The following is a 21393-nucleotide window of genomic DNA, read 5'->3' as shown; positions in this document are numbered from 1 at the left end:
GCTGCGACGCTTTCCCTGTGTTTGATTAAGCCATGCGATGCGATTAACGCGAAAGCTGACGATTCACTTTAGTTTGAGCTTCATCCCAAGCTACCTTAGGATCTTTTTTCATGGTGTCGACGTTCGTCAAGCTTTCAACAATCGTATTCAAAACCATAATGTCTTGCGGATGGGCAGGAGCAATTTTTACATCCTTAGCCGCTTCGCTAAATACTTCATTCAAGTCTTGTCCGCCGAAAAATTCATGCTTGCTTGCCATTTCCGGCTTGCTGTAAGTCTCTGGAGTAGATGGGTAGTTGCCAAACTCTTTATAAGCTTGAACCAGATTATCAGGGCTTACCAAAAACTTGATGACTTCATAAGCTTCTTTCGGATGCTTCGTATGCTTCAATGCGCCCAAGAAGGAACCGCCTTGGTTGCCAACTCCGCCCGGCGGGTAAGCAATTCCCCATTTGCCTTTCGTATCTGGAGCTGCGCTGATCAAATCTCCTACGACCCAGGAAGCGCCGTTCAGGGAGTTGATTTTGTTTGCATTCATCGCTGCATTTTTCTCTGTATCGCTTGTGAACGGGAAGGTCAGTCCTTCTTGATAAGCTTTCACGGAAAGATCCCAAGCGCGTTTTACATTTCCTTGATCGCCGATGTATTTTCCGTCTTTCGTAAAGAAGGTTTCTTCGCCTTGACCGATAATCGATCTGAAAATGTCCGCAATGTTGCCTGTTTGGCTGCCCGTTGCGTCTTTTACTTTTTTCAGCAGCGCAAAGTAGTCATCCCAGTCTTTCACTTGGTCATGAATTTCTTGCGGTGTGCTTGGCACACCTGCTTGCTTGAACAAATCGGTACGGTAGAACAGAACGACCGGCGCTACGTCAAGCGGAAGCCCAATTAAATAGTTGTTCTCCTGATCTGCGCCCATCTTCCATTTCCAATCCAAGTATTGGGATTCAATATCGTGAGCCCCTTGGTCATACAAGTTCACGAATTGATCCTTGTACTGAAGCATGGAGGAGATCCAGCTGTCCATCGCTACGATATCTGGGCCAGAGCCGCCGCCGGCAAGCGTCGTTCTCAGCTTTGTCAGATAGTCATCGCCGGATGGAAGCTTTTCCGCTTCAATATTGATATTTGGGAACTTTTCTTTTGCCGCTTGCAGCGAGGCATCAGAGAAAGCGCCGTTCCAGTACCAAAGCTTCAGCGTAATTTTTTCATTCCCGCCTTTATTTTCGTTATCTGTTTTAGGAGTGCTTTGACCGCAAGCGGAAATGACAAGTGCGAGGCAGAGTGCCACCAAAATACTGGAGTAGCTTTTGATTTTCATTGAGAATTTCCCCCTATTCGTAAACGATCATTGGCTTACCTTGTTGATTTCCCATTCCATCAATTGCTTCGCGTACATTTATTTATCTTTTGCATCACCTCCTATTGCCATACAGCATTCATCGAGCGGTTATCTGGTATCGATACCATATTTGAATTTACTTATATGGTATCGATACCAGAAATGGTTGTCGGATCGATCTGAAATCGGTACCATATTCGTGACTGACTTATCCCTTTCATAGTTACATACGAGAAGCAGAACTTGTTGTGTGAAACTTGTATGCACTATTCGGGGATGTCTGGAATCGTTACCATATTGGCTGCAAACGCTGCCATGTAAACCGCTTTCATCTTGTGATCATTATATACGCCCCCATTTGCTTTTGACAAGAGGCTTTTTATTAAAAAATTTTTGCCTGTTGATGATCTCCATGTAGCACCAAAAAAACACGCCATGATTTGGCATGTTAAATAGATGTGTCTGGTGGATATATTGGGATTAAACTCAAAATCAGAGCTTGAATGAAAAGGAGAGGAGCGAATGGGCAGAAGAATTCTGGAGAAACGATAGTGGTCGCTCTTTTAGGCTTTAATGACGATCGGAAGAACCCTCTGACCCGCAGCGCTTCCCCTCCCTTCAAGTCAAGCACTGATTTCATCTCGTATTTTGTTGATGTTTCATTTCTGCCTGGGCTGCCATTACTCCCCTGACGATGGCCTGCTCGAGTACTACCGCTGCTACGGTGCCGACTGCGGTCACAGCAGTGTTGCCGATAAGTCCGCTATTATCGGTTCCGGTGGCTAAGCAGAAGATAGTGTCTCCGTCACTTTGAATATGCACCGGGGAAATCGCCCGGGCCATTCCGTCATGAGCAAGTGTCGCCACCCTCCCTGCCTCAGCTTTGTCTAGCTTGGCAGTGGTTGCGATAACAGCGATGGTTGTGCTTGGGCTCCGGCTCGAGACCGGCATTGGCGGGATTCCTTCAAGAATGGCCCTCGTTTGATTAACGAATTTACCATCCGGACCAAGCGCCCCGGCTATAATACGATCATAATCCCAAATATCCCCAAGGGCATTGACGACTACAAGAGCCGCTACTATTGGCCCGCCTGGAATTTTCCAAGAGGCGGTGCCAACTCCGCCCTTCATCGGCGTACCATAGATTTTCCCTACCGTGGCGCCCGCTCCAGCACCAACACTGCCTTGCGCTACGGGACCAGCTTTCGCAGCTTGTGCTGCCTTGTAGCCCAGCTGTGCATCAGGTCTGCGGGAGTCTTTTGCATAGTAGAGATCAAAAATAACAGCCGCTGGCACGGTAGGGAGCGGTCCAACATCTGTCGGGGTGCCATACCCATGCTCTGCAAGCCAGTTCACGACCCCTGCTGTTGCCGCAAGACCGAAGTTGCTGCCGCCTGTAAGAAGAACTCCCTGTATGAGGTCCGTTGATGTTCCGGGCTTAATAGCATCCGTCTGCTCCGTACCTGGATAACCGCCTCTGACATCTACGCCAGGAACAGCGCCTTTAGGATACAAAATAACCGTACAACCGGTACGACCGCTTTTATCCTCTGCGTGCCCCACTAAGACACCCGGAACATCGGTAATACTCCCTTTGGCATGTACCTTTGTTCCCTGCCCAATCAAACGGTTGGCACTTGGCCCAATGGGATGATTAAGTATGCTGTAATCGTCTCGATCTATTGTCTTCTCGGGATGCTTCTCATTATTGATAAAAATATTATTGTATTTTTTAGGTACTCCATTTCCTCGGTAAATCGCTGAATTCGTTTTTTTTCTATCCATGATTTCAACTCCGATTTCATCGAGAATTGTACAGCTTGCTTCAATCCCCGTCTAATGACGTTCACCTATAAATAGTATGTTTGGGATGGCAATTATGCTCTGATAAAATCAGTGCATTCATGTCGTGCCACAAAAAAAGGTACTCAGCTCCTTCGATGTGAAGGGGCCGAGTACCTTGTTAACTACCTATGATTAGTTCGAAGCTTGAGGAATTGTTCCGTGAGGGATGTTAAGCAGCTCTTCCGTTTGTTCCCACAGCGACTCTGCAAGCGCTGGATCAATTGCCCAACTGCGAACGCCTCTACGCTCACTGTAATCATCAGGAACCAACTCCGCTATATCACCGTCTTCGCAGTATACGCCGCCTTTTCCTTCTAGCATTGGATTCGCTGCGCACAAGATCGTTGTCGCTGCACCTTCTTCAACGGTTTTAAAGCCTTCAGGCGTAATGAAATTGCCTGCAGCATCACGATGAACGCCCCAAAGTGCGAGTACTTCATCCGATAAATGGCGGGTCAAGCCTGTCAGTATGCCTCCAGGATGGACAGCAAACGCCCGGATGCCATGCTCCTTGCCCCGTTTATCCAGTTCAATCGCAAACAGCGAGCATGCCGTTTTCGATTGTCCGTATGAAATGTCTGTGTTATAAGGCCTTGTATTAAAGTTAAGATCGCTCAAATCGACCTGACCATCCATATGACCGATGGAGGAAAGCGATACTACTCGAGCGTTACCCGACTTTTTCAATGCATCCCAAAGTTTGACGGTCAATTGGAAGTGACCCAAATAATTGGTTGCCAGCTGAGTGTCATAACCGCGGAAATCTTTAATTTCAGGCGGTGCTGTAACACCGGCATTGTTAATGAGAATATCAAGCTGACGATCGGACTTTAGAAATTCAGCAGCAAACGCATCAATGGATAATGGATCAGAAAGATCTAATGGAATAACTTCTACGTTATTAAACTGACTTACATTCTGCTGTGCCTGCTCCACATTACGGGCTCCCACAATAACTGTAGCTCCGGCTTTCGAGAGTACTCTTGTCGTTTCAAGTCCTATCCCGCCGTGGCCGCCTGTTACAATGGCAATTTTCCCGTGGAGATCGCGTCCAGCTAAAGCTTCCTGTGCAGTAGTATGAAATCCGAAACCTGTATGCAGCGGTTTTTGCTCTGTAGTCATGGTTGTAGTGTTCTCCTTTTATGTTCAAATATGACGCATTTGGATTGTTAGACAAAATATGATTTATGTCTATCTGTATATAATACTATACGAGTGGACAGTTATTGTAAAGTGTCTATATAATAAAATGACAAACAATCACGACTGGAGCAGTGTTGGATGGATGACCAAAAGAGGCTTCACATTATCTCGACCGCGCTAGAGGTGTTTTACAAGTACGGATATAAGCGTGTTTCGATGAATGATATTTCTCAGGCTGCTGGAATTTCACGGGCTGGTCTTTACTTGTTTTTCAAAAGCAAAGAGGAGATTTTTAACTCAGCGATACTTTTCAATGGGGACAACCTTATAGAGGAAATACAAAAAGGGCTGCCGCAGAGCGGCACACCTAAGGAAAAAATCTTTTATGCTTTTGAGGTTTGGGCGATCAATATTTTCGACCAGGCGCTGTATTCAGCGGAAATTAGGGAAATTACGGACAGCTCCTATGAATTTGCCCGCGAAGCGTTAGACTTGAGCTATCAGAAATTCGAACTGATATTGGCTGCACTCATTCAAGAACACTTCGAGCGTCATGAAAAACGTGAAGGGCTCGATCCGCATCAGTTGGCTTACCTCCTAACAAGCGCATTGCGCGGGTTCAAAATCGTAGCGAAAAATTCGAGTGAGCTGCAGCAATTAATTGAGCAATTAGTAGAAGTCATCCTGGCGCCGTAACGAAGGATTCCGAGTCAGGGTGACGAATCGCGCCATATTAACGTATTGAATTATTTTACGAAATGCATTATAGTACGTTTAAACAATTAAACATTTTAACGGAGTGAGCCATGAGCGAATTTGCTGGCAATCAGAAGGCTATTCATATTTTTGAGCAGCTAAGCCCCTATTTTCAAGGCTTGGGAGACCCTATTCGTCAGCAGATCATCTCGCTGTTGATCGATAAAGAGAATATGAATGTGACGCAGATCGCAGAGCATATTCCCATGTCCCGGCCTACCGTCTCTCATCATCTGAAAATTTTACGGCAAGCAGGACTAATAAAGGTTCAGAAGAAGGGTACGGAAATGTTCTACAGTCTTGAGTTTAACGAAGTGATAGCGCTTATGAAAAAGCTTGTCCATTTCGTTGAAGAGGAATGCCAGTACTAGTGCCATCAAATTGGCCAGCACATGTCATTCCTATTTTTATCAGCTTTATGTCGAAAAACTTAAACATTTAAACATTTAGACGGAGGTTTATTTTTATGAGCAGAAAAAAGGTTCTTATTGTAGGGGGATACGGCGAAGTAGGCAGACAGATCGCTCAAATCTTACACGATCGGTATGCCGATCTGGATATTGCACTAGGAGGAAGGTCACCTGGAAAAGCAGTACCCTTCGAGTCTAAACGGGTCCAAACTGTTGTTGTTGATAATAATGCGGAAGATCCGCTGCTTTATGCAGGCGACCACGTGTCACTGATTATTAACGCCGTCAACGATCTACAGGATCGGCTGCTTCAGTCTGCCGTTAGAAGAAGAATTCCACTCATCGACCTCACGCGCTGGACAGAAGTGTTCGAACAATCAATCGCCAAATTAAAGAACACGAAGCTTCACGCTCCTGTCGTTCTGTCATCTGGATGGATGGCAGGAACTGCTTCCCTATTCGCGATGCTGAATTCAACCAACCTTCAGAATGTCTCCGTCGATATTCATGCACTTTACTCTCTGCGGGATAAAGCAGGACCGGATTCCGCAGCGTACATGGATCGTATGTCCATCCCATTCCATATAACGGAACCGACAGGAAGTCGCCTTGTATTTCCGATGACCGATCCGGTAAAAGTGCAATTCCCAAACGGATACGCAACAAAATGCTATCGGCTTGATACCCCGGATCATATGACCCTGCTCAAGCCAGGCCATATCGACACAGCCAGTTTCCGCATTTCCTTCGACAATAAAGCTTCCACCTACGCGCTTGTTGGACTGGTCAAGAGCGGAATATGGAAGATGATCAGCGGGGATCGATTCCGTTCCCTTAGACGAAGCCTGCTCTACAATCCGGGCACTGGCAGCGCCCATCACTTGCTTATTCATCTAAAAGGCCGTGACTCTAATGGACGCTGGATTGAACGGAGAATGGGGATTTCTGATCCGCTTGGCCAGACCCATCTCACCGCCTTGGGAGCTGCTGTCCAAGCTGAAAAGCTACTGCGAATGCCAGAGGACGAGCCGTTGGCCCCGGGTATTTATTATCCGGAAGACCTGCCCAATGCAAGGATGGACAGATCTGAAATCTTCAACTTTTTTAAACAATACGGGGTTCTTATATCTCAGTAAGATTTAAAACCTGAGTCACAAAATCAACAAAAAAACGGCATTTCTGCCGTTTTGGTTGAAGGTGTTGGTCGAGCCAATGAGATTAGGCACGCTCTGACTCGCTTATTGATGTTATTTGAATGCATAAAAGGCTCGCAGCCGGAGCTCCTGTCAGAAATGCAGGAGCTTTTTGGCCCTTCATTGTCCTTATTTCCATCAAACCCTGAGGAAAGCCGGTTCTACATCAAAATCAGTACTTGACGGAAAAGGTGAGTAAGCGGAGGGGCAGAGGGATTCTGGAGAAACGACAGTGCTCGCTTCTAAAGCCAGATTCCTACTGCAAACCTCAATAAAATAAAGGAATCAGGCTTTAATGGCGATCGGAAGAACCCTCTGACCCGCAGCGCTTCCACTCACTTATAGTCATGCACTGATTTTAAGGTTGATCCGGAAAGCCTCCCCTCTATTCTGCCGCAATAAATGCCTCAACGTCGCCAGCAGCATAATTGAAAAAGGCTTTAACCAAATGTTCAGTGCCGTTGCTTCTAGAAATCCGATTAATTTGCATTGCACCTACAGGACTGTTTGTTAATGTTACATATTTCTTTGGTTTTCTATCTTTAACTTCCGCAAATACGTCATCCCAAATCTTGTTAACCTCTTGCGTCCAAACTCCATTGGCTTCGCGATTGTCTATTACAATTGCCTCTGTATCTTCATCCCTCACAGATAGTTTCAGCAATTCCGCAATGGCGTTGGCTTCCTCCATTGTCACCCGAAAGCTTGTATGTTTAACATAAAAAATCTCTTTTTCTTTCCAGTAGGTAGTTGTTACCGGTAATTTATCATCAAATTCATTCATGCTGCTCATCCTTCCTGTTACGTCGCAAAAGTGTTGTATTGGTTAAATCTGTATGGCTAATTATAGCAACAGAAAAATAAAAGTCAAATAAACTATACTGATTTTGTATTTTTAGTTTACTTCGTGTTTAAAGTTAATAGAGTATTTTTTGCATATTTCGTCTCCGTGTGGTACGCTGTACCCACTAAAGTACAAAGGAAGTTTTAAATGAAAAGAGAAGAAAATATAAAACGATATGTGCAATTAATCATTCCGGTCATTAAGAAAACAGGAATTAGTCAATTGAAAATGGATAATGTAGCCGCCTATATGGAAATTAGCAAGGCTACTTTATACAAATATTTTTCAACCAAAGACGAACTAATTGGCACTATTGTTGATGAGTATATTAGTTATTTTGATGAGGGAGATAAAATCGTCCTGGATCATGAGTTAGATTATCCAAGCCGTTTTATTAAAATCTTTGAGGCATCACTAACAGCAGCCATATACATTTCCGACATTTTCATAAACGATTTGAAAAAACTGCATCCTGAATTGTATGAACGGATTTTAGAAATTTATCGTAATCGAGCCAATAAGCTGGAAGCCTTTATTCATTCTGGAATCAAGGATGGAGTATTCAATGAAATAGATGCTACGCTGTTTATGATGCAAGATGAAGTCATGCTGCGTCGCATTATTGATCCTGCTTTCTCTGTCCAATACGATATGACTTTGAAGCAGGCGTTATTTAATTACTACAATTTAAAGAAACATCAGTTGTTTAAAGGACATTTGTTAGACACCATCGATGAAACTGAAATACAGAGGCTAATCCCCTATTATGTTCAGAAGATATCACAGCAAATTTAAAATATAGGCAGGAGATAAATGAAATGAGACCATACAAAGTACTATGTCACATGGCAACTTCATTGGATGGAAAAGTAAATGGAAAAAACTTCGACACGCCAACTACGCACTTTTTTGGAGAAGAGTATGAAAACCTTCACCAGAAATTCAACTATAAAGCATGGATTTGCGGTCGTGTTACCTTTGAAGAACAAGTCACATACGGTAACCAAGTCGATTTGTCTAAGTATCCGGATACGGATATCCCCCGTGAGGATTTTATTGCAGACACCGAGGCCGGTGCCTATGCGATAGCCATCGATCCGTCTGGCAAGCTAGGCTGGGAACAAGCAACAATTGGGGACGATTATGAAGATCGCAGCGGAGAACATATCATCACTGTGTTAAGCGAAGAGGTAAGCAACCGTTATTTAGCACATCTTCGGGCCATCGGTGTTTCTTATATTTTTGCAGGGAAAAGCAAGCAGTTGGATTTGAAGTTAGCGCTTGATAAAATCAGTCAGCATTTTAGAATAACCGAATTTTTACTCGAAGGCGGCGGGTATATCAACGGTTCATTTTTAAGTGCCGGCTTGGTGGATGAATTAAGCTTGATACTCATGCCGTTGGTAGAAGGCACGCAGCAATCTGTTCCGTTATTTGCTTATGGCGACAATCCTTTTCAGCCTGGAGTCGAGTTTACTTTAGAAAAAGCAGAACCCCTTGCAAATAGCGGGCTGTTGCTGCACTATCGGTTGAAGCAGTAAAACGCTCTAGTGAGTTTGTTAGTCTCGACACTCCTAATCAAAATGCAAAAGGAGTACATCCCCCCATGGCGATGTACTCCTTTTGTTTGCTGTATAGCTGCGTAAGCTATTGCTTCATTCCCTACCGCTAACGGATTCTCCCCGTAGCACTTCTTTACTTAATTCGTTATATGATCTGGTTCTTCATTTTTATACTCTTCAATCACAGCATCAACGTTCTTTTCAAAAGTCTTAAGAAGTTCACGCACTTCAGCCGTTGACTTCGTGCTCATCAATAGATTTCGCAGTTCACTTGCCCCGCGAAATCCTTTGACATATATCTTGAAAAATCGTAACAGCGCTTTGAAAGGCCGCTGCGTTAATTCTGCTGCATATTTATCATGAAGATCAAGATGCAATCTTAATAGATCAAGTAATTCGTCACTGCTATGCTCCCTCGGCTCTTGTTCAAAGGCAAAAGGATTGTGGAAAATGCCTCTCCCAATCATGATCCCGTCCACACCATATTGCTCAGCAAGCTTTAAGCCCGTTTGTCGATCAGGAATATCTCCATTGATTGTCAAAAGGGTATCTGGCGCTATTCGATCACGCAGCTCCTTAATTTCCGGAATGAGCTCCCAGTGTGCATCAACCAGGCTCATTTCCTTTCTTGTACGGAGATGAATAGACAGGTTAGCAATATTTTGCTGCAAAATATGCGTTAACCAATCCCGCCATTCCTCAATATTGTTGTAGCCAAGCCTAGTTTTCACACTGACCGGCAATCCTCCCGCTTTTGCTGCTTGAATAATATCTGCTGCAAGATCTGGATGCAGAATAAGGCCGCTTCCCTTGCCTTTCGTAGCAACATTGTGCACAGGGCAACCCATATTGATATCCACGCCTTTGAAGCCAAGCTTAGCCATTCCAATGCTCATTTCCTTAAAATATTGAGGCTTATCCCCCCAAATATGTGCAACGATTGGTTGTTCGTCTTCGGTGAATGTTAAGCGTCCCCGTACACCATAAGTCCCCTCAGGATGGCAATAGCTCTCCGTGTTCGTAAACTCCGTAAAAAATACATCGGGTTTACCTGCTTGGCTTACTACATGACGAAAAACAACATCCGTCACATCCTCCATTGGTGCAAGTATAAAAAATGGTCGAGGTAAATCACGCCAAAAATTGTTAATCACTACTTACTCAAATCCTCTCGATATAAATACAGCGCTATTTATATTTTAATCTATTTTTTCAATTCAACAACCCAAGCTCAAATCCAAAATTGTGCATCGACACTTCTACTATATAATTTAAATTAAAACATTTTCAACTACTCAATCGTGTTCAATATATATATTCAATCTTGGAGGTGAAAAAATTCGCATGTCTTTAAATAGTAAGGATGATGAGCTAGCTGAGGTTTTCAACAAATATGCATCAATGGTGTATCGAATCGCATTTATGTTTTTAAAAAATGTCGTTGAAGCCGAGGATGCTACCCAAACTGTCTTTTTCAAGCTGCTAAAATATCAAGGCAGGTTTGAGGACGATGAGCATATTAAAGCGTGGTTAATTATTACGACGAAAAATACTTGCAAAGATGCATTAAAGAGTTGGTGGCGTTGGTTACAAAGAGATAACCTGAAACAGGTTGAACAGCATGGGTACATACAAAAGTTCTCCAATAGCGATGTGTGGGAGAAGGTTATGAGCTTGAATAGTAAGTATAAGCTGCCTATCTATTTATACTATTATGAAGGTTATTCCACTCTGGAAATCTCCGATATCCTTTGTCTTAATCACGCAACTGTTCGTACGCATATGCGTACAGCCCGCAAGAAATTGAGAATCTTGTTGGAGGAGGAAAAATTAAATGAATCTAAACGAACTAACCTCTTTTTTCAATGAAATCACTCCAACCGAGAAGCAGATGCGAAACATGTATACTAGAATAAAAACCTATCAAGCAGAAGAAGTTCACATGAAAAAAACGACTAAAAAAGTTTCCGTGCTTGCTGCGGTCGTGGCTGCTTTTCTTCTTTTCAGTACAGCCGCATTTGCGTCAACATTGAATTGGAACGAACTATTCATTCAGTATTTCAAGCCATCGGAAGATCAAATGAAAGCAATGAACGGTATTGTAAGCACACCTGAAGCAACTGTGACAAAAAACGGTGTAACCGTAACGGTAAAACAAACGATTGTGGATTCTCAAAATGTTTACGTGCTGTATGAAATGACTGTGCCCGAAACCATTGATCTGAATGACGACATCGGCTGGGAAGGAGAATATTTTGCTCTGATGCCTGAAGCTAAAAAACTGGTCATGGGAGGCGGATCAACCATTTTGAAGCAGGATAAACATACACGCACAGGATTATTTCATAAGCGTCAAACCGTCCTGAACGGCAATAGCACCGCTACCTTGCAATTTGAAAATTTGACTCTGCATCAGAAGATTTATGATAAAAAAGGGGAGTATATAGATCTAAAAAGAGTTCCGCTTATAGAAGGGGAATGGAGTTTAACGTGGGATTTGATGATTGATGATACGCAAAGCATTAAGCTTGAACCCAACACACCCGTTAGTATAAATAAAAGAAGTAAAAACAGTGTTACAAAGATTGAAGTATCTGCACTATCCATTTATATTCTCGTAGAGGGCAGCGATGTATTGACCAGACTCGCGCCGATCGTGAAATTCAAAGACGGCAGTCAACTGAGCTTTAATTATATGAGCCGAGGCCAATCATTTTCTTACGTTAATGTCGCAAGTCCCACCGAAGCCCGAGGCAATCACCTCTATTACAAATTTGACCAAATCATAAGTCCTGAAGATGTGGAAAGCATCTCGATTGGGAATGTAACGATACCTGTATCGAAGTAATTAGAACGGCCGAAAGCCCTCTTTCGAGCAGCTTTCGGCCATTTTTTTCAAAGCGCATCTCTTATTTAAGCTCTGCCCCCGCTACCTCTTTTTCTTAATAGCCACAAAGCGATGACTATGAATACCGCTCCTACAACATAAAATGAAACGTTGCTTCCCTCACCGGTTTTAGGAAGTGTTGGTACTGACGTTGTTGTCGGCGTTGACGTCGGTGTCGGCGTTGGTGTTGCCGTCGGCGTCGGTGTTGTCGTCGGTGTTGGTGTTGCCGTCGGCGTCGGTGTTGTCGTCGGTGTTGATGTTGCCGTCGGCGTCGGTGTTGTCGTCGGTGTCGGTGTTGCCGTCGGCGTCGGCGTTGTCGGTGTTGCCGTCGGCGTCGGTGTTGCCGTCGGCGTCGGTGTTGCCGTCGGCGCTGGTGTTGTCGGCGACGTCGGTGTTGTCGGCGTCGGCGTTGTCGGCGTCGGCGTTGTCGGCGTCGGCGTTGTCGGCGTCGGCGTTGTCGGCGTCGGCGTTGTCGGCACGGAAATATTAAAGTTCAATTGTACATTTCTTTGCACATCCAATACTTTGACTGCGACCGCACCTAAATCTTGAGTGTCGTTGACATATCTCACTGACGAAGTGATGAACACGTCGTTGACAGATTGACGCAGCATAAATTGGAGTCCAATTTCTACATCCGAAGCCGTATCATCATAATCACCGTTAGCGACTGTAATCGTGATCGTCTTTGCATTGGTGTATGTTGATTCAACTACAGTCGCATTTGGATATCTAGCCTCCGTAGCACTATCAAGCTGGACTGATGGTAGAATGACAGTTCCATCATAGTTCTTTTCTGTTGCTTTATAAGATGCCGATACAACAAGGTTATCATTTGCATCAAATGATAATTGCTGATCAAATACCTCCACATCCGTTTCTGTATACGTTGGCCCTATAGGATCTAAATTGATGTAGTAATTAAACAGATCCTCTCCCGCTGGTGTTGGCGGATAATGCTGGTTGTGCCAGTCAGCCAAGCTGGCTCCATTCGTGTAATGCCAAATGGCATATTGTGTAGCCCAAAGAGCCATGTCTTCGTCCAAACCTGTAATACCAGTGGCCGTTTGTAAGTCTGCCACACTTTTTGTCGGAAAACCATTGAGCAGTACCGCTCTTAACATATCCCCATTAATCACCTTTCCTTTAATAGGGTAGTTGTTCATTTCTTTAAGCGGTGAATAGAACTCTTCACCGGTACGATAACCGGAAAGATATTGCGTAAGTGGAAATTCTCTCGACCTATCAAAGCAATAAGCTAAAATGCCGTCAGGAAGACCTGCTCCGTTCGGCCTACGTTCATAAACTCCGTTATTATATTCAGCTAAAACCATAATAGGGTACATTCGCACATTAGGAAACCAATGATCTACGACCTCAAACTTTTCATCAACTGGAGGGGCTGCTTGGACAAACTGAAATGAGGTAGAACTTAGCAGGAGGAGCAGTAATGCGACTAATATCACTTGTGTCTTTTTCATCTGAAATCTTACCCTTCTGTCATCTTAGTTGTTCTAAGAACATTTCTTGGAAGTGTTCTGCTCTTACTTATATCGGTTTTTGATTTCATTTTTCGAATGATTTTATTAGGAATCTGGTGAATTTGGGAATGAAGTAGGAGTTGTTCCGGACAAGCAAAATGGTTATACAAAAATAAAGCTATACCGCAGCAGCTTTCTCTACTGTTGCAGTATAGCCTTTTACTCTTGTCGCAGGACGTAAAACGGAATTATATCAATTCCGATTTTTGCAGCAGTCTTTGTACAATTGCTGCTACTTCGGCTCTCGTAATAAGCTCTTTTGGAGCCAATTCAGCGCCGTTTCTTCCCGATACGATACCCGCTTGAATACAGTCTGCCATGCTGCTTAGCGCCCAAGTGGATGCATCCACCGCATCTGTGTACGGTTGTAAGATTTCACCTGTCAGTTGATTAGAAAGCTTCGCTTTCAACCCGGTGATCGTCATCGCTTTGGCGATCATGACCATGGCCTGTTCTCTCGTCACGTTATCGTTCGGACGGAACGTTCCGTCTTCAAACCCGTTGATCAGATGGTAGGCATAGGCTGTATTAATCGAGCTGCTGTACCAATCTGATGAGTTGACGTCCGAGAACGGTGACGTTCCGTTTTCCGGCTTAAGTCCTAATCCGCGAACGATAATCCCTGCAAGCTCAGCGCGAGTCATGTCTCGGTCAGGGCTAAACATGCCGTTTCCCGTACCATTGATGACCATCCGCGATCCCATGTCGTTCACCGCTGCTTTCGCCCAATGATGGGTCATATCCTTAAACTCAAGCGGGTGCCAAACAACCGAGTACGTACTGTTGGTCAGGCTGTTGATTTTTGCGTAATGCTTGCCATCGATTACAACCACCTTGGTTGGAACGTGGCGAATCGATCCGTCAGATTCAACAACAACACCTGTTGTAATCTTGTTCGGATCGGCGCCATCTGGAATCGCAATGGTTCGTTCTACATAAGTGTTGAACTTCGATACGTGGACCGTTGCACCTTCGTAAGTGGCTTTGACCGTAAAATCGATTGCCGGCGCGACCAGTGTAAATGTTCCTTTGGCTGCCTCGTTTTCAATAACTTTCAATGTATTCGCTGCAGGTGTCGCGATTTCGATCTGTACCCTAATGTCCTTCAGGGCTGCAGATCTGCCGATTTGATTGGCAATGGCATCAATGTTGATCTGATGCGCCGGCAGCGTATATGTTGCCTGGTCGGTTTTGATCTCTAAGACCGACTGCTTGTTCTCCATGTTTTTAATCATTTGACCGTTCAATTCACTTACGACTACATCAGACTTCCTATTAACCTGAATCGCCACGACCGAGTGTTGTCCTTCCAGCGCGAGCATGTCATCCAGTTTTGTTTGGTCAACTGTAATGGTGATTACGGTTTTATCGTTTTGTTTAGTTGTCGTTGCTGTTGCCGCATTCTTCACTTTATCGTTGACGCGAACATCCACTCCGGTATCTACTGCTTCCCCGGTGTCCGGTCTAGCAGGAGCTGCTGGTTCGGCGCCGCTGGATGGCGCTGCAGGGGTGATAGCATTAGACGGGACAGAAGAGACGCTGCTTCCCGCACCATTGATCGCCTTCACTGTAAAGGTATAGCTCCTACCGTTGGTTAAGCCAGTAATGGTAATCGGGCTCGCCATGCCGATTACGACCGTATTTCCTGGTGAAATCGTTACCTCATACTCCATAACCGCACTTCCGCCGTTATCAGTTGGAGCTGTAAAAGAAATGGTCGCTTGTCCGTTTCCAGCAACCGCCGTCACATTCGTTGGCGCTGCCGGAATAGTTGCAGGAGTTGCGCTGACCTGGTTGGATTCCGCACTCAAACCTCCCGGGTTGCCTGCTTTCACTATAAAGTAGTAGGCCGTTCCGTTCGTTAGATTTTGAACATTGTAAGTGGAATTACTCACTGTCGCAACTGAATCGTTGCTAAATTGGCCCGAAGTCGTTGACATATACAGGTTGTAGTAGGACGCTCCAGGCACCGTATTCCAGTTAAGTGTAACCTGACGATCTCCTCCGGCAGCTACAAGGTTTTGCGGATTCGCAGGCACATTAGGCAAGTTTACCGCCTGCGTTACGGTAAAGGTTACAGCCGTCATGTGGTCTGCCGTAACTGTGACTGTTGCCGTATAAGTGCCTGCTGGCAAGCCGTCCTTTACTTTCACCGTAAACGTCGTCGACGGGATTCCGCTGTCCAGAGTCGTCGCTTCCGGCTGCGTCACGACAAAATCATTTGTCTGGCTCCCGCTCAAAGCTATAGCGAGATTCGTCAAATTGCCGGTGCCGGTTTTCGTTATATGAATTGTTTTCGTTTCTTGCGTACCCGAGGCGTAACCTTGAGTAAGCGGCGACGCTATTTGATTGGCTATTGCAGCAATTGTATACGTAGGCGTAACGTTCACCGCCACCTTGGCTGCGCTGCTAACAACCGTAGCCGTCTTCGCTCCATTTACGCTGGTGTTTGTGTTCGTTACCACAACATAGTAGTACGTCGTTCCTGCCATAGTTGTCGGTACGTTATACGTCGCGGTTGTGGCACCGTTGATCAGCGTTCCACCGCTGTTGCTATGGATTGTATTGCTGTACCATTGGTAGCTCACCGTTCCACCGTCACTCACCGATGCCGTTACGCTCAAAGGCGCGCTTCCACCGACATTCACCGTTTGGTCCGCTGGCTGTGTGCCGATGCTCGGCGTTGCCGCATTGGTCAGCGTATTCACCGTTAGGGTGGCCGCATTGCTTGTCACGTCCCCTGCCGCATTGGTGATCACGACGGTATAGTTGCCCGCATCGCTCGGTTGCGCATTAGTTATGCCTAGCGTCGCCGTTGTTGCTCCACTGATGTTACCGCCGTCTATCAGTGCATTACCGTCTTTCTTCCATTGGTAGTTAAGCGGCGCGTCGCCGCTGGCGGTTACACTGAACGTTGCAGTCTGCCCCACTGTCACTGTCTTGTTGTCCGGCTGACTTGTGATCGACGGTGCCACGGGCGCCGGATTGACCGTCAAGGCTGCGGCGTTGCTTGTTGCATTTCCTGCTGTATTGGTGACCACGACGGTATAGCTGCCCGCATCGCTGGATTGCGCGTTAGTGATGCTCAAGGTCGCCGTTGTTGCTCCGCTTATGTTACCGCCGTCTAACAGCGCATTACCGTCTTTCTTCCACTGGTAGCTAAGCGGCGCGTCGCCGCTGGCAGTTACACTGAACGTTGCAGTCTGACCCGCTGTCACTGTCTTGTTGTCCGGCTGACTTGTGATCGACGGTGCCACGGGCGCCGGATTAACCGTCTGTGTAACCGTAAATGTCACGTTCGTCATGTTGTCCGCCGATACCGTCACAGATGCGATGTACGTTCCTGCTGCCAGACCATCCTTTGCTTTCACCGTAAACGTCGTCGAGGTGATCGCGCTGTTCAGTGTCGTCGCTCCCGGCTGTGTGATGACAAAGTCAGACGCATTTGTTCCGCTTAACGCTGCGGCTACTTGGGTCAAATCTCCAGTGCCGGTTTTCGTAATCGTGACCGTTTTCGTTTCCTGAGTGCCCGATCCGTAACCTGCCGTCAATGCCGTTGCCGTCTGATCCGCAATGTCTGCAATCGTGTACGTTTGTGCGGCATCGGTCGTGACGCTTATCGTGTTCGAGTTGCCTGCGTTCGCCCCACCGGTAACCACTAACCGGAAATCATACGCAGTGGTCGGGCTCAATCCCATTACCAAAGCGGTCGTCGCATTGGTCGCAATCACGCCGGTCGTCGCCGTTGTCCACGTGTTCGTTCCCGCTGGGGACTGTTCGATGATCATCCCCGTCGCTCCACTTGCTGCTGTCCAGTTGAACGTTGCCATTGTACTCGACTTCGCTGTGCTTGCAAAGTCAGTGATCGAAGATGCAGCTATTTCCAGCTTCTGTATGCGATGGTTGGAAGAGTCGGCTACATACACGTTTCCGCTATTATCTACTGCCACTTTATATGGACTGCTAAACTCACCCAACCCGTTTCCTAATCCGCCGCCGCTCTTTTTCCACTCGCTCCATGTATTCGTGGATAGGGTCAGCTTCTGTATGCGATGGTTGGAAGTATCGGCCACATACACGTTCCCGCTGCCGTCTACCGCCACTCCATATGGATTACTAAACTCGCCCAAGCCGCTTCCTAATCCGCCGCCGCTCTTCTTCCATTCGCTCCATGTATTCGTTGATAGGGTCAGCTTCTGTATGCGATGATTTCCAGTATCTGCCACATACACGTTCCCGCTGCTGTCTACCGCCACTCCATTTGGACTGCTAAACTCGCCCAAGTTGCTTCCTATTCCACCGCCACTCTTTTTCCACTCGCTCCATGTATTCGTTGATAGGGTTAGCTTCTGTATGCGATGGTTGCCGGCATCAGCCACATACACGTTCCCGCTGCTGTCTACCGCCACTCCATACGGAGCGCTAAACTCGCCCAAGCCGTTCCCTGCACCGCCGCCGGCCTTTTTCCACTCGCTCCATGTATTCGTCGATATGTCCAGCTTCTGTATGCGGTGATTGCCAGTATCGGCCACATACACGTTTCCGTTGCTGTCTACCGCCACTCCATATGGACTACTAAACTCGCCCAAACCGTTTCCTGCACCGCCGCCGGCCTTTTTCCACTCGCTCCATGTATTCGTCGATAGGGTCAGCTTCTGTATGCGATGGTTGTTAGTATCAGCCACGTACACGTTCCCGCTGCTATCTGCCGCCACTGCTCTTGGAAAAGTAAACTCGCCCGGATTACTCCCGTTAACAGGCCCTGTTACACCCAACTGAATCCATGAATTGTTGGCTGCACTCCGCTTCTGAATGCGATGAATGTCATCGACCGCATACACATTCCCACTGCTGTCTACTGCCACTCCATTAGGACTAGTAAACTCGCCCAAGCCGTTTCCTGCGCTGCCGCCGATCTTCACCCACTCGCTCCATGTATTCGTCGATACTGTCAGCTTCTGAACGCGATTGTTGGAAGTATCGGCCACATACACATTCCCGCTGCCGTCTACCGCCATTCCTCTTGGATTGTTAAATTCACCCAAGCTGGTTCCTGCGCCAGTTCCGCTCTTTATCCACTCGCTCCATGTATTCGTCGATTTGTTCAGCTTCTGTATGCGATGGTTGTTAGTGTCTCCGACATACACGTTCCCGCTGCTGTCTACCGCCACGCCATTTGGAAAATTAAACTCGCCCAAGCCATTTCCGGGAACTGCTCCGGCACTGCTCTTTTTCCACTCGCTCCATGTATTCGTCGATAGGGTCAGCTTCTGTATGCGATGGTTGTTACTGTCGGCCACGTACACATTCCCGCTATTGTCTACCGCCACTCCTCGTGGATTATTAAACTCGCCCAAACCGAGCCCATTGGCTGCGCCGGGGCTGGTCTTTTTCCACTCGCTCCATGTATTCGTCGATAGGGTTAGCTTCTGTATGCGATGGTTGCCAGAATCGGCCACGTACACATTCCCGCTGCTGTCTACCGCCACTGCACTTGGACCATTAAACTCACCCAAGCCGTTCCCAGTGCTGCCGCCGATCTTTTTCCACTCGCTCCATGTATTCGTCGATAGGGTCAGCTTCTGTATGCGATGGTTGGAAGTATCGGCCACATACACATTCCCGCTGCTGTCTACCGCCACTCCTTTAGGAGTGGAAAACCCTCCCAGGTTTGAGTTGACGACCGGCCCAGTCCGGCCAAATTGACTCCATGTCTCAGCAGCATATACTGGGGTTACTGCAATACACGTACAAGCAATAAAAAACGCCATGCTCAATATGTACAGTTTTCTTAACCATGTTTTTGCTTTACTTCGATGCTTCACAGCTCTCGTCCCCTTTTCGACAAAATCAGGTTAATTATGCAAAACGGCAATAAACAAATGGTAAACATAGAAGAGCCCTGGAATCGTGGTCGATTCCGAGGGCTCTTCGTTTAGTTTGTATTTCCTGCCTGTTGCATACTTGTCGATCAAGGAAGAACCAGAGGTTATCAAGCAAATGCTTTGTCCTTTATTGGTGTATGTCAACAAATCATGCGCTCAGCTGGATTGAAGCATTGGCTCCAAGGTTTGCGCGTGATGTCATTCGACCTTTTTTCACCGATGAACTTGCCTTGCACCTAAATCAATGCACTAGACAGGCTAGACGTATTTTAAGGCAAGCGTGTGAAAAAGAGTGTTGTAATTGTTTACAATGGCCAGCAGCGTTATCGCACCTATCAAGTGGTCAAACATGACCGTTAGAAGAAAATTTCACGCTTTTCTTTGATAATTCACAAGCTTATGGACACTAATGTCTGTAAGAATGCCAGAACTTCGAATAAATGACGCTAATGGTCACTATTGTCCAAATGATCAGGTCCCTCAATCAAAATGTAAATGAAACTGATTCCTAGGATTCGGAAAAAGTCGATTTAAAAAATCGACTTTCTTTTCTGGAGTCTAGGGGATGTCCGTATCTTGATTATAGCTGACAAAGCCAACTCAACAAGGACTTTTAGCGGTTGATTCAGACGCTGTGCTCCTTCGTTCGAAGTCGTTCATGTTGTATTTCATCCACTCCGTCCGGGCGGACTGAACCCCTGACCTCATCGCTGAAAGTGTTGTTAGCACGGTTTCCTACTGTGTACCGAAGTGTCCAAAGGCTTACTCCCATTTAGGTTTTCGGACTTCGGTATGTTTTTCTGTGTCCTTGAATTTCCGCTGATAATCTATGGTTCGTGATAATGAATGTGATCACCACATTCCCATTAGATGTACCCTTAATCTTGCTTGGAGACCTCAACCCAGCGCTTGACAATCTTTAATGAGTCAAATACATTTGCAGAGTATAAATCTGATTGAACAACAGGTGCATTTAGGTTGGCACGTTTACAGTAACATTCAACCATTTCTACAAACCACTTACTAGCTCTGGGATCAATTGTTACACTTTCTATGAAATCATTTAGTTCTACACTGATATTGACGTAATTGATGTTAGCGAATTCTGGTTCTTGAAAGACCGTCACTAAGCGATACTCATTTTCATGTTCATACGCTTTTCTTTTAACTAAAGCTTGATCTAGCATTCCTTGGGGAAATTCCGTAATCTCTTTAAAATCGCTATAAGCAACCTTCCCAAAGAGTCCATTATGAATGCCTTTTAAATCCAAAAACTTCTTCGCTGTTGTCCCTATCATAACTCCCTCTTTATTGGGCGAGTATATTCTCCAAAGAGCATCTGATTCTCCATTACTAGTCCAGCATTGACCAAAGAGATCTTGTCTTGAATTATAACTTGCGTATCTGAATGTGCCATCATCATTTACGGTTGGTAATTGATCAAACGGAGCTTCCCATTTATCATCCCATGTTGTTATTCTTGAAAGATACATCTCACTTTTTTCAATTAAAGTCATGAATTGTGATAGTGTCTGATAACGAAAGACAGGTAAGTCACCTTCAACTTCATTCCCTAGTCTTATAGCCTGTCGCATAAACGTCCTCCTACACTTCATTCTTCGCAAGCCCTTCTCTTCATAAAACTTTCAAACTTATTCCTTAGAACGTACACATAATCACAAATTGCTATTGCAAAATCTAGAAGATCAGAAGCATCGACTTTGTTAAGTGTCACATCGGAAGCATGTGCTCCGATATTCCGATGAATTCGAAGGGCATTTCCCCATTCGTAAATTCTCTTATCGATAATCTCACGCTCTAACAATTCTCTAAGTCCGCCAGAAATATTTTTACTAGTGGTACCAAAATCCTTACAGATACCCTCAACCGCTCTGGATCGGCTACACTTAGTTGGACAATAAAAATAAGGGCTTGTAGAATAGACCTATTATGCCAAGGAGCGGATCTCTACAATGCCAAAACAACAA

15 protein-coding genes and 1 pseudogene are annotated in these 21393 nt (G+C 45.7%); 7 read left to right on the top strand and 9 right to left on the bottom strand.

Annotation, left to right across the window (positions count from 1 at the left end; genetic code table 11):
• Positions 1-43: 43 nt before the first annotated feature.
• The 3 genes from ACFVTB_RS09880 to ACFVTB_RS09870 form a co-directional block, all read right to left on the bottom strand.
• Positions 44-1318, bottom strand: a complete 1275-nt coding sequence (locus ACFVTB_RS09880; protein ID WP_387747974.1) for an ABC transporter substrate-binding protein — start codon at positions 1316-1318, stop codon at positions 44-46.
• 657 nt (positions 1319-1975) lie between these two features.
• Complete coding sequence (locus ACFVTB_RS09875; RefSeq protein WP_387747972.1) at positions 1976-3124, bottom strand: P1 family peptidase; 1149 nt, start codon at positions 3122-3124, stop codon at positions 1976-1978.
• A 192-nt stretch (positions 3125-3316) separates the two neighbouring features.
• Positions 3317-4306, bottom strand: coding sequence for an SDR family NAD(P)-dependent oxidoreductase (locus ACFVTB_RS09870; RefSeq protein ID WP_387747970.1), 990 nt, complete (start codon positions 4304-4306; stop codon positions 3317-3319).
• Between the two features lie 159 nt (positions 4307-4465).
• On the opposite strand from ACFVTB_RS09870, the gene ACFVTB_RS09865 reads away from it, so the two are divergent.
• From ACFVTB_RS09865 to ACFVTB_RS09855, 3 genes are all read left to right on the top strand, one after another.
• Positions 4466-5023, top strand: a complete 558-nt coding sequence (locus tag ACFVTB_RS09865) for a TetR/AcrR family transcriptional regulator (protein WP_387747968.1) — start codon at positions 4466-4468, stop codon at positions 5021-5023.
• A 110-nt stretch (positions 5024-5133) separates the two neighbouring features.
• Positions 5134-5454: an ArsR/SmtB family transcription factor gene (locus ACFVTB_RS09860; protein WP_387747966.1), complete on the top strand. Its 321-nt coding sequence runs from the start codon at positions 5134-5136 to the stop codon at positions 5452-5454.
• A gap of 95 nt (positions 5455-5549) precedes the next feature.
• Positions 5550-6629 (top strand): saccharopine dehydrogenase, encoded by a 1080-nt coding sequence (locus ACFVTB_RS09855; RefSeq protein WP_387747964.1) that lies wholly within the window; start codon positions 5550-5552, stop codon positions 6627-6629.
• Positions 6630-7071: 442 nt separating this feature from the next.
• Here the strand turns inward: ACFVTB_RS09855 and ACFVTB_RS09850 are convergent, their stop codons facing one another.
• Positions 7072-7470, bottom strand: coding sequence for a hypothetical protein (locus ACFVTB_RS09850; RefSeq protein WP_387747962.1), 399 nt, complete (start codon positions 7468-7470; stop codon positions 7072-7074).
• Positions 7471-7677: 207 nt separating this feature from the next.
• Here ACFVTB_RS09850 and ACFVTB_RS09845 point away from each other — a divergent pair, with 207 nt between their 5' ends.
• Positions 7678-8325: a TetR/AcrR family transcriptional regulator gene (locus tag ACFVTB_RS09845; RefSeq protein ID WP_387747960.1), complete on the top strand. Its 648-nt coding sequence runs from the start codon at positions 7678-7680 to the stop codon at positions 8323-8325.
• Positions 8326-8348: 23 nt separating this feature from the next.
• Positions 8349-9071 (top strand): RibD family protein, encoded by a 723-nt coding sequence (locus ACFVTB_RS09840; protein WP_387747958.1) that lies wholly within the window; start codon positions 8349-8351, stop codon positions 9069-9071.
• Positions 9072-9229: 158 nt separating this feature from the next.
• Here the strand turns inward: ACFVTB_RS09840 and ACFVTB_RS09835 are convergent, their stop codons facing one another.
• Positions 9230-10192 carry a tRNA dihydrouridine synthase gene (locus ACFVTB_RS09835; protein WP_387748569.1) on the bottom strand — a complete coding sequence of 321 codons (963 nt, stop codon included), beginning with the start codon at positions 10190-10192 and terminating at the stop codon, positions 9230-9232.
• A 244-nt stretch (positions 10193-10436) separates the two neighbouring features.
• On the opposite strand from ACFVTB_RS09835, the gene ACFVTB_RS09830 reads away from it, so the two are divergent.
• Positions 10437-10961, top strand: coding sequence for an RNA polymerase sigma factor (locus tag ACFVTB_RS09830; RefSeq protein ID WP_387747956.1), 525 nt, complete (start codon positions 10437-10439; stop codon positions 10959-10961).
• Positions 10927-11940 carry a DUF4179 domain-containing protein gene (locus tag ACFVTB_RS09825; RefSeq protein WP_387747954.1) on the top strand — a complete coding sequence of 338 codons (1014 nt, stop codon included), beginning with the start codon at positions 10927-10929 and terminating at the stop codon, positions 11938-11940. The genes ACFVTB_RS09830 and ACFVTB_RS09825 overlap by 35 nt, the downstream gene beginning before the upstream one ends.
• Positions 11941-12005: 65 nt before the next feature.
• On the opposite strand, the gene ACFVTB_RS09820 is transcribed toward ACFVTB_RS09825, so the two are convergent.
• The 4 genes and pseudogenes from ACFVTB_RS09820 to ACFVTB_RS09805 all read right to left on the bottom strand — a co-directional run.
• A complete protein-coding gene (locus tag ACFVTB_RS09820; RefSeq protein WP_387747952.1) occupies positions 12006-13313 on the bottom strand; it encodes a TQXA domain-containing protein in 1308 nt (435 codons plus the stop codon).
• A gap of 395 nt (positions 13314-13708) precedes the next feature.
• A complete protein-coding gene (locus ACFVTB_RS09815) occupies positions 13709-19345 on the bottom strand; it encodes an S-layer homology domain-containing protein (protein ID WP_387747950.1) in 5637 nt (1878 codons plus the stop codon).
• A gap of 938 nt (positions 19346-20283) precedes the next feature.
• Complete coding sequence (locus ACFVTB_RS09810) at positions 20284-21000, bottom strand: DUF2971 domain-containing protein (protein ID WP_387747948.1); 717 nt, start codon at positions 20998-21000, stop codon at positions 20284-20286.
• A 17-nt stretch (positions 21001-21017) separates the two neighbouring features.
• A pseudogene (locus ACFVTB_RS09805) lies at positions 21018-21287 on the bottom strand (DUF4145 domain-containing protein); the annotation flags it as partial.
• Between the last annotated feature and the right edge of the window lie 106 nt (positions 21288-21393).

Origin of the sequence: Paenibacillus sp. NPDC058071, from assembly GCF_042885235.1 — a bacterium.
Lineage (GTDB): Bacteria > Bacillota > Bacilli > Paenibacillales > Paenibacillaceae > Pristimantibacillus.
This window is presented reverse-complemented; position numbering and strand designations above follow the sequence as displayed.

What these genes read in the sequence shown, in the direction of transcription:
- ACFVTB_RS09880 (WP_387747974.1), bottom strand. Translation starts at nt 1,318, where the DNA reads ATGAAAATCAAAAGCTACTCCAGTATTTTGGTGGCACTCTGCCTCGCA.
- ACFVTB_RS09835 (WP_387748569.1), bottom strand. Translation starts at nt 10,192, where the DNA reads ATGGAGGATGTGACGGATGTTGTTTTTCGTCATGTAGTAAGCCAAGCA.
- ACFVTB_RS09810 (WP_387747948.1), bottom strand. Translation starts at nt 21,000, where the DNA reads ATGCGACAGGCTATAAGACTAGGGAATGAAGTTGAAGGTGACTTACCT.
- ACFVTB_RS09850 (WP_387747962.1), bottom strand. Translation starts at nt 7,470, where the DNA reads ATGAATGAATTTGATGATAAATTACCGGTAACAACTACCTACTGGAAA.
- ACFVTB_RS09855 (WP_387747964.1), top strand. Translation starts at nt 5,550, where the DNA reads ATGAGCAGAAAAAAGGTTCTTATTGTAGGGGGATACGGCGAAGTAGGC.
- ACFVTB_RS09825 (WP_387747954.1), top strand. Translation starts at nt 10,927, where the DNA reads ATGAATCTAAACGAACTAACCTCTTTTTTCAATGAAATCACTCCAACC.
- ACFVTB_RS09820 (WP_387747952.1), bottom strand. Translation starts at nt 13,313, where the DNA reads ATGGTTTTAGCTGAATATAATAACGGAGTTTATGAACGTAGGCCGAAC.
- ACFVTB_RS09875 (WP_387747972.1), bottom strand. Translation starts at nt 3,124, where the DNA reads ATGGATAGAAAAAAAACGAATTCAGCGATTTACCGAGGAAATGGAGTA.
- ACFVTB_RS09865 (WP_387747968.1), top strand. Translation starts at nt 4,466, where the DNA reads ATGGATGACCAAAAGAGGCTTCACATTATCTCGACCGCGCTAGAGGTG.
- ACFVTB_RS09830 (WP_387747956.1), top strand. Translation starts at nt 10,437, where the DNA reads ATGTCTTTAAATAGTAAGGATGATGAGCTAGCTGAGGTTTTCAACAAA.
- ACFVTB_RS09845 (WP_387747960.1), top strand. Translation starts at nt 7,678, where the DNA reads ATGAAAAGAGAAGAAAATATAAAACGATATGTGCAATTAATCATTCCG.
- ACFVTB_RS09840 (WP_387747958.1), top strand. Translation starts at nt 8,349, where the DNA reads ATGAGACCATACAAAGTACTATGTCACATGGCAACTTCATTGGATGGA.
- ACFVTB_RS09860 (WP_387747966.1), top strand. Translation starts at nt 5,134, where the DNA reads ATGAGCGAATTTGCTGGCAATCAGAAGGCTATTCATATTTTTGAGCAG.
- ACFVTB_RS09870 (WP_387747970.1), bottom strand. Translation starts at nt 4,306, where the DNA reads ATGACTACAGAGCAAAAACCGCTGCATACAGGTTTCGGATTTCATACT.